4 protein-coding genes are annotated in these 7,497 nt (G+C 51.4%); 1 reads left to right on the top strand and 3 read right to left on the bottom strand.

Annotated elements, in window-relative coordinates:
- Nucleotides 1-563 precede the first annotated feature (563 nt).
- Nucleotides 564-1,637 carry an SDR family NAD(P)-dependent oxidoreductase gene (locus tag ACTQ1E_RS08640; protein WP_441044899.1) on the bottom strand — a complete coding sequence of 358 codons (1,074 nt, stop codon included), beginning with the start codon at nucleotides 1,635-1,637 and terminating at the stop codon, nucleotides 564-566.
- A gap of 103 nt (nucleotides 1,638-1,740) precedes the next feature.
- Nucleotides 1,741-2,427: a hypothetical protein gene (locus tag ACTQ1E_RS08635; protein ID WP_441565857.1), complete on the bottom strand. Its 687-nt coding sequence runs from the start codon at nucleotides 2,425-2,427 to the stop codon at nucleotides 1,741-1,743.
- Nucleotides 2,428-3,415: 988 nt separating this feature from the next.
- On the opposite strand from ACTQ1E_RS08635, the gene ACTQ1E_RS08630 reads away from it, so the two are divergent.
- Nucleotides 3,416-4,633, top strand: coding sequence for an InlB B-repeat-containing protein (locus ACTQ1E_RS08630; protein ID WP_441042592.1), 1,218 nt, complete (start codon nucleotides 3,416-3,418; stop codon nucleotides 4,631-4,633).
- A gap of 367 nt (nucleotides 4,634-5,000) precedes the next feature.
- Here the strand turns inward: ACTQ1E_RS08630 and tet(W) are convergent, their stop codons facing one another.
- The gene (gene tet(W), locus ACTQ1E_RS08625; RefSeq protein WP_441042591.1) at nucleotides 5,001-6,920 is read right to left on the bottom strand and encodes a tetracycline resistance ribosomal protection protein Tet(W); all 1,920 of its coding nucleotides are present in this window, start codon (nucleotides 6,918-6,920) and stop codon (nucleotides 5,001-5,003) included.
- Nucleotides 6,921-7,497: the final 577 nt, after the last annotated feature.

Below are 7,497 nucleotides of genomic sequence, written 5' to 3'. Positions count from 1 at the left end.
CGCCCCCGGTCCCCGGGGCGCGGCCCTCTTGCTTAAACTGCTCAATTTTTCGTGCTCACGGTGCTCATTTCCCAGTGATCACTCGGACCACTTCTTAGTGAACATCAACACCTGAAAGACCGCCCGCCGCAGTAGGGGCAATAGACGGCCTTCATGGGCACCTCTTCCGAAAGGGTTTTTAACGGTTCCGGAAAAGGTTATCTACCTGCGGGAACGATAGGCAACCGGACACACATTCTATCCGAGCGGTTAAAATCGGGCACGGAATTTATACGGCTGAAAAAGGGGCGTCGACCTGCGCCGATGCCCCCCCAACGTGGACACACATTTTGTCCTATAAGTCTTAGCCAACAGATTGCCTGCGCAAAAAACATGGCCACCCGCAAAGAGTGGCCATGTAGATTCTATCTGCAAGAAATCTTTTGCGTGCGTGGTGTGCTTTCGCGCATTCAGTCATGCGCACCTTCGCGCATTCACACTCTAGCACGTTCATGCGTTCATGCGTTCACGCTTTCCGCATTCTCGCGTTCGCGCTTTCGTACTGGTCTATTCGCCTGTACGAATTACCACGTGCGGGAATTCATCTGGCGGAACTGAGCAACGGTTGGAGCGTGCGAATTCATGCCGCCGTCAACGTTGATGATCTGTCCTGTGGTGTAGGTACTTTCATCGGAGCCAAAATATACGGCTGCATGAGCAATGTCTTCTGGGCAACCGTAGCGGTTAACCATGATGCTACCCAAGAAGATATCTTTGAGCATCTGAGGAACCTTCGCCTCGTTTTCTGGCGTAACAATCAAGCCTGGACGGATGCAATTGCAGCGGATGTTGTCTTTGCCGTATTGCAAGGCAACGTATTGCGTGAAGATGTCTACGCCCGCCTTGGCGCATGCATAAGCGGTAGAACCTAAGTCGCCTGCACATGATGCCATAGAGCCAATGTTGACGATTGCGCCGCCACCAATTTCTTTCATGTAGGGGATAGCGCACTTCGTTGCATAGAAGGTGCCGCGCAGGTCGCTTTCCAAAATAGCGTCCCACATTTCAAGGGTGAGCTCGTCAACACGACCGTCCTTGAGGGCAACGTTTGCTGCATTGTTTACCAAAATATCGAGCTTGCCGTATTGCTCTACAGTGTCTGCAATAAGCGCTTCGATGCTTGCTGGTTCGGTAATGTCGAAATAGTGGAAGCTTGCCTTGCCGCCTGCTTCAACAATTTGATCAACTACAACTTGGCCTTTTTCGGCACGACGACCACTAATAACAACCGTTGCGCCCTCGGCTGCGTATACCTTTGCGATACCGATGCCAATGCCGCTGGTGGAACCCGTTACGATAGCAACTTTGCCTTCGAGTCTACCCATTGTGTTCCCTTTCTCGTTCAAATAATCGATAAGGTATTTGTATTCCTTTTTTGCGTGTTTGTGAATATTTGCATAGAAAAAGCGGATGGCAGGCGTGTGGATTTCGGCAGGAAAGGAAGGGGCCGGCCGCGTTGCGTGCACTGCCGTATTCTTTTCTGCAGGAAAATATGTTGAGCTGCTCGTTTTTCTGTTTGAATAGTAGACAGATTCAGCATGGTCAGAGGCTGCTGGCAAACAATTTACCCCCTCAACAAAACGCTTGCTCTCTGACATGCCATGCTCGCGCACAAAGTTGGGGCCTTCCCAGACGGGAAGGCCCCTTTGCTGATTATCTTAGCGCTTCATTTCAATGGAGCTGCACCAATGGTATCCGTGCTTATTTATAGTTGTTGCGCTTTCTGGACGTGAAGTGCGCCCCAGCACCGGCAGCGATCGCAACGCCGCAGATGCCCATTGCATAGAGGGCGGCGCTATCGCCGGTGTGAGGGAGATTGGATGCAGACTTATCGGAGTCGCCCCCGACGATGGTCAGCTTGGCATCGTCGATGTTCACGGTGAACTGGTCGGTCACATCGTTGCCGTCGGAATCGATGACGACAGCTTGGCCGGAAACCTTGACAGGGTACTCGCCTGCATCGGTGCCTCTGGCCTCGGCGGTCAGACCCTCGACGGTGTAGGTGGAGCCGTTGACTTCGAACTCCAGGGTCTCGAAACCGGATACGGACTTCTCGGTGCCGTCGTAGGTCACGGACTTGGAATTGGGAGTGAGGGTGATCTGGTACTTCTCGCTACGGTCGGTAACGGTCAGGGTTCCATACGTCTTGTTGATCTGATAGTTGTCCAGATTGGTTCCCTCGTTGGGGATGCATTCGAATGCATTCTCGGAGGAGCCGACGATCTTCTGCGAGCCGGTGAAAGAATAGGTGGCACCTTGGCCATCGACCCAACCAGTATCCCGGGCAGCCTCCCCAACGGTGACCTTGTGATTGGTCAGGGGCTTGCCGTCGTACTCCTTGGAACCACTCGCGGAGGTCAGGGTGACCGGACGTGGTGTGATCTCCACTATACCTGTTTCAAACTTGGTAATATTGTAAGAGTCGGGACTACCCTTAATAAATATTATCTCAAACGTATTATTATTCGTTATGCCAACATTGGTCCGAGAACTAGTCGATATGCAATAAACATCGTCAAACGTAGCAAAACAAGGATCAACTGATACGGGACAGGCAAGAGGTTCGCCGTCATAGGTTTTTGAGACGTTTGTGGACTTAAGAGTTACGTTACGCTTTGTAATCTCGATTTCGAATCGTTCCTCACCCACATCACCTCCCGAAACCACCAAGGTCACGTGGCCGACTTGAGTTCCCATTACAGAAACGGTCTTGTGATTAGGATAAAGATTATCAAGATACGAGATTGTGACATCTCCACCGTCATTGTCACGAATATAATCCCATTTATATTCAGACCTTGATGTTATATTGGTATATTGTGCAGCAACGCCGTACTGAATCTTATCAGGGCCTTTGAATGCATTGCCAACGGGATCGCTTACCGCCCCGCCCCCATCAGCGAAAGCTGCGACGGGCAGAAAAGATGCTGCCAGCACTGCCGCCAGCATCACCCTCGCAAATCTTTTCGCAAGCGATTGGGAGAGAACTGCAGTTTCGACCTCTCCCCATTTGGAGAATTTGGAATCCATGAAGCTCATGTCTGCTCCAATTGCATCGAATTGAACCAACGTAAAACGCAACACGACGTACAGTGTGTTGCTGCGTTTTTTCGATTTGGTAAAGAATAACCGAATCTTTGTTGGCTATGCGTCGTTTGAATTTAATTACCTCTCTAATAAATCATATTTGTTGCTTTTCTGCACCACCAAACCAGATTCTGCCTCCTTCGAATTAGGCACCCACCCCATCAAGACCACGAAGCATCCCCGTCCAGAGCAAGCCCGAGCCGAGCAAGGGACATGCCCGAAAATAATTCTCTGTTAACATGAAATGCAATGTTGCAATAGGGAACGCACGCTTGAATTGGAGGATACGATGAAGATACAGGCTAAAGAGACCTTGGCCAGGCGCCGGACGGTTTTCTTCCTCACGCTCGCAGCCATAGTCGGCGTTTGCGCCTTCACCTTCTCCGGCACCCAGAATTACGCCTGGGCTGAAGGCGAAGAGCCCATTGCCACTTGGGATAGCGTCGCAGAGCCGGGAGCTGGCGGCGTTTCAGCAAATGTTGGAAAGAGCCTTACGCTTGAAATAAAACGAGTTGACTCGAGCGATCACCTGGAAGCCTTCATCATGAATAACGGCAACGATCCAATTCCCCCATCTGTCCTTAAGCTGACAACGGAAGAGGGATCGGTATTAACCGCCCGTTTTGATTCACCTATTTCTCCTACCGATCAATCAGCATCTTCCATTAAAGGCTCGAATGCCAATACCCGATTCACTAAAGCAGTGCTTTATTTGATGCCCGAAACCGTCACCGTGACCTTCAATATGAACAGCCACGGAGCCCAGATTGACCCCATTAAGGTCAAGAAGGGGACGTCCGTCACCCTGCCCGAGCCCACCGATACCGACTATGACTTCGGCGGCTGGTTCACCGATGAGAGCCTCACCACCTCGTTCAACGGCACCGCCGCTACAAGCATGACCGTCTACGCCAAATGGACCGAAAAGGAAAAGGTCACCGTTTCCTTCGAATCCAAATATGGCACTGCTCCTGAGGCCAAGACCGTGAACAAAGGCGGTGTCGTCGAACTCCCTAATCTAGGCACTGACGGCGACTACACATTCGTTGGCTGGATCATGAAGGGCTCCGAAGGCACCGATCCCCTTAAAGGCGAATACACCGCTAAAGAAAACATCACTTTCACGGCTGTCTGGGAAACTCCCACCATCGAAATGGTCGATGTCACCTTCGACATGAACGGCCACGGCGACAGTGTGACCAAGCAGACCGAGAAGGGCAAGCCCATCACCCTTATCGATGATCCCACCGCTGAAGGCTACACCTTCAAGGGCTGGACCTACGACAAGGAAGGCAAGCAGGCCTTCGACCCCAAGAAGAACGCAGACCAGGACACCACCCTGTACGCCCAGTGGGAGAAGAATGCCGACTCCGCTCCCACCAACTCAACAATCCCTCGGACCGGTGACAACCAGATGGCACTCCTGGCATCCCTCTGCTTCAGTGCAGCAGCCCTGATCGCAGTCGGCATCGCGTTAGCCGCGTATCGCAAACGCAAGCACGCATAAAGCATACGTGACGTTACCGTTCTAATTCTCGATCTAAACAGAGGGGAGTCCCGCGGGACTCCCCTTCCCATTCGCGTACCTAATTACGCTGTTCCTACTAAAATTGGGAATTCTATTCCCAGTTTTCTCCTATTCCCACTCGTTGTTGGGCATCATATTTAACGGATTTTGCTTCATAAATTTGATACCTCATTTTTTTGATTATTTGATGTGTCCATATTATCCAGCCCTATACGATGGGCTGTTATCAAATTGTTATCGGTGGTGATAACGGGGGGTAGCAGGGTTGTTGTTTTCTCTGGTGGTTTACAACTACATTTTACCACGAAAGGCAGGGAAATGCAATAACCATCCTTGCTGTGGCGTATCAAGGAATCTTACTGAACATATGGCGCACCTTGTCCAGGCGGCTGTTTGGACGGCGGGGCTGGATGACTGGCTTGCCGACAGCGGCCTGATACCCTTTCAGTTCTGTAAGGCATACGCTCTGCCCGTTGGTGTAAAAGGCCAGATCAGTACGGTATGCCTGTATACAGCGGGCGGGAATCTCGCCAGTAAAGACAACTTCATCCTTTTTTACCTGGACCGTTTCGATGGTGGCACAGTATTTCGGTGCATCATGATAAGCCCTGGAAAGATATTCCCGGGGCGCATAGAGGGTGAAGGAGAGATAAGGTTCCAGCAGTTGCGTCCCTGATTCCTTCAATGCCTGTTCCAATACAATCGGGGCCAATGAGCGGAAGTCCGCCGGCGTGCTGACCGGACTGTAATAAAGCCCGTATTCAAAGCAAATCTTACAGTCCGTTACGTTCCAGCCGAACAAGCCCTGCTCCAGCCCGTAACGGATACCATCCCTGACAGCGTTTTGAAAACTCTGGTTCAAGTATCCCAGCGAAACCCGGCTCTCGTATTGTACACCGGAGCCAAGCGGGAGTGGTGTAACAGACAGTCCGATGGATGCCCAAAACGGGTTGGGCGGCACCTCGATATGGATGGTGTGGCTGGCTGCTTTGAGCGGCCGCTCCATATAAATGACGGTGGGTTCCTTTACCACTGTTTCAAGCTTGTATTTTTCCGACAGCAAAGCGGAAACGACCTCCAACTGCACCCGGCCCAAAAAAGAAAGAATGATCTCATGGGTGATGGAATCCACCTCGCAGCGCAAAAGCGGGTCAGTATCCGCAAGTTGCGTAAGAGCGTCCAGCAGCCGTTCTCTTTGCGCTGCCGTTTTCGGCGCAATCGACGTCCGCAGCATGGGGAGGGGGTCCTCACGCCACCTTTTACGAGGGAGCCGGGTTGGGTCCCCCAATACGTCGTTTAATCCCACGCTGTCGCTGGGAAGGATGACAATTTCGCCCTTATGGGCGGTGTCTGTCCGAACAATCTCCCCTTTGGATGGAATACGCATCTCTGTGATTTTCAGCTTTTCTCTCCCGGCCAGGGCCACCGTATCCCGCAGGCGCAGCGTTCCGCTGTATAGCCGCAGATAGATGAGCCGCTGGTCACAATCTGTATACTCCACCTTGAAAACGCTGCCGCATAGGGCGGCGCTCCCCTGTTCCCCAATCGGTTGGAACAGCCCTGTCACCGCATCCATCAACGGTTGAATGCCAAGGCCCTTTTTGGCGCTGCCATGATAGACCGGGAACAGGGAGGCGTCTTGAACCCGCCGCTGTTCCTCCCGCGCAAGTTCTTCCCGGCTGATTGGTTCTCCTGCGATATACTTTTCCAATAATTCATCGTTATTTTCAATGACCGCATCCCATGCTTCTATGTCGGTATTTTCCTCCAGGACTATTTCCGGGGACAGCGACACCGTCTGCTTGATGATAATATCGGCGGAGAGCTTATCCCGAACAGACTGATACACGCCTTGCAAATCAACGCCAGTCTGGTCAATCTTATTGATAAAGATAACGGTGGGAATGTCCATTTTCCGCAGGGCATGGAACAGAATACGGGTCTGGGCCTGCACGCCATCTTTAGCGGAGATCACCAAGATGGCCCCATCTAAAACAGCCAAAGAGCGGTACACCTCCGCCAAAAAATCCATGTGGCCGGGCGTATCCACAATGTTGACTTTACATCTGTGCCACTGGAAGGAAGTGACTGCCGCTTGAATGGTAATCCCACGCTGCCGCTCCAAAAGCATGGTGTCCGTCCTCGTTGTCCCTTTTTCGACGCTCCCCGGTTCTGAAATGGCTCCGCTGGCATATAGCAGGCTCTCCGTCAAGGTTGTCTTTCCAGCGTCTACATGGGCAAGAATCCCGATATTGATAATGTTCATGTCTATCCTCCATACAAGGCCCAAATGGGCGCAAAAATCCCCAGCGGCTAATACTTTTACCGCTGGGGATCATGACTTCGGACAAACAGAAGTATGACGGCTTACATGAGCCGCTGTCCGTCACGATATTTACTAAAAAGGCAAAAGTATTCTTAAATTGGGTACAAAAACTAAGCCCCTGCAAGGGGCAATCATTTTTGCGCCCATTATCAAATTTTATTTAAGAATACCTTGCCGCATATTTGGTAGACTCCTTTGGTAGACTCCTTTGGTAGACTCCTCAAATCAGGATAATAGCAGTATATCATAGTACGCTCTAAAAAACAAGAAATTATTTTACCCGATTCCCCAAATAACCTTGATTATCAACTTTATCCGAACACCTCCCACATTCATCCGTACATGTGCGGATGAATGTGGGAACCCGATACCCTGAGGGCCGGATCGGCCGGCCCCGGGAGATCGGATGTTGATGTTCACTAAGAAGTGGTCCGAGTGATCACTGGGAAATGAGCACCGTGAGCACGAAAAATTGAGCAGTTTAAGCAAGAGGGCCGCGCCCCGGGGACCGGGGGCG

The sequence above is a fragment of the Collinsella sp. LCP21S3_C7 genome (assembly GCF_052118485.1).
In the GTDB taxonomy this organism is placed as follows: domain Bacteria; phylum Actinomycetota; class Coriobacteriia; order Coriobacteriales; family Coriobacteriaceae; genus Collinsella.
The sequence above is the reverse complement of the archived record's forward strand: the minus strand, read 5'-3'. Positions and strand labels throughout refer to the sequence as shown.

Bases quoted from the DNA above. Each gene is read 5' to 3' on its own strand.
- ACTQ1E_RS08640 (WP_441044899.1), bottom strand. From the start codon at position 1,637: ATGTCAGAGAGCAAGCGTTTTGTTGAGGGGGTAAATTGTTTGCCAGCA.
- ACTQ1E_RS08630 (WP_441042592.1), top strand. From the start codon at position 3,416: ATGAAGATACAGGCTAAAGAGACCTTGGCCAGGCGCCGGACGGTTTTC.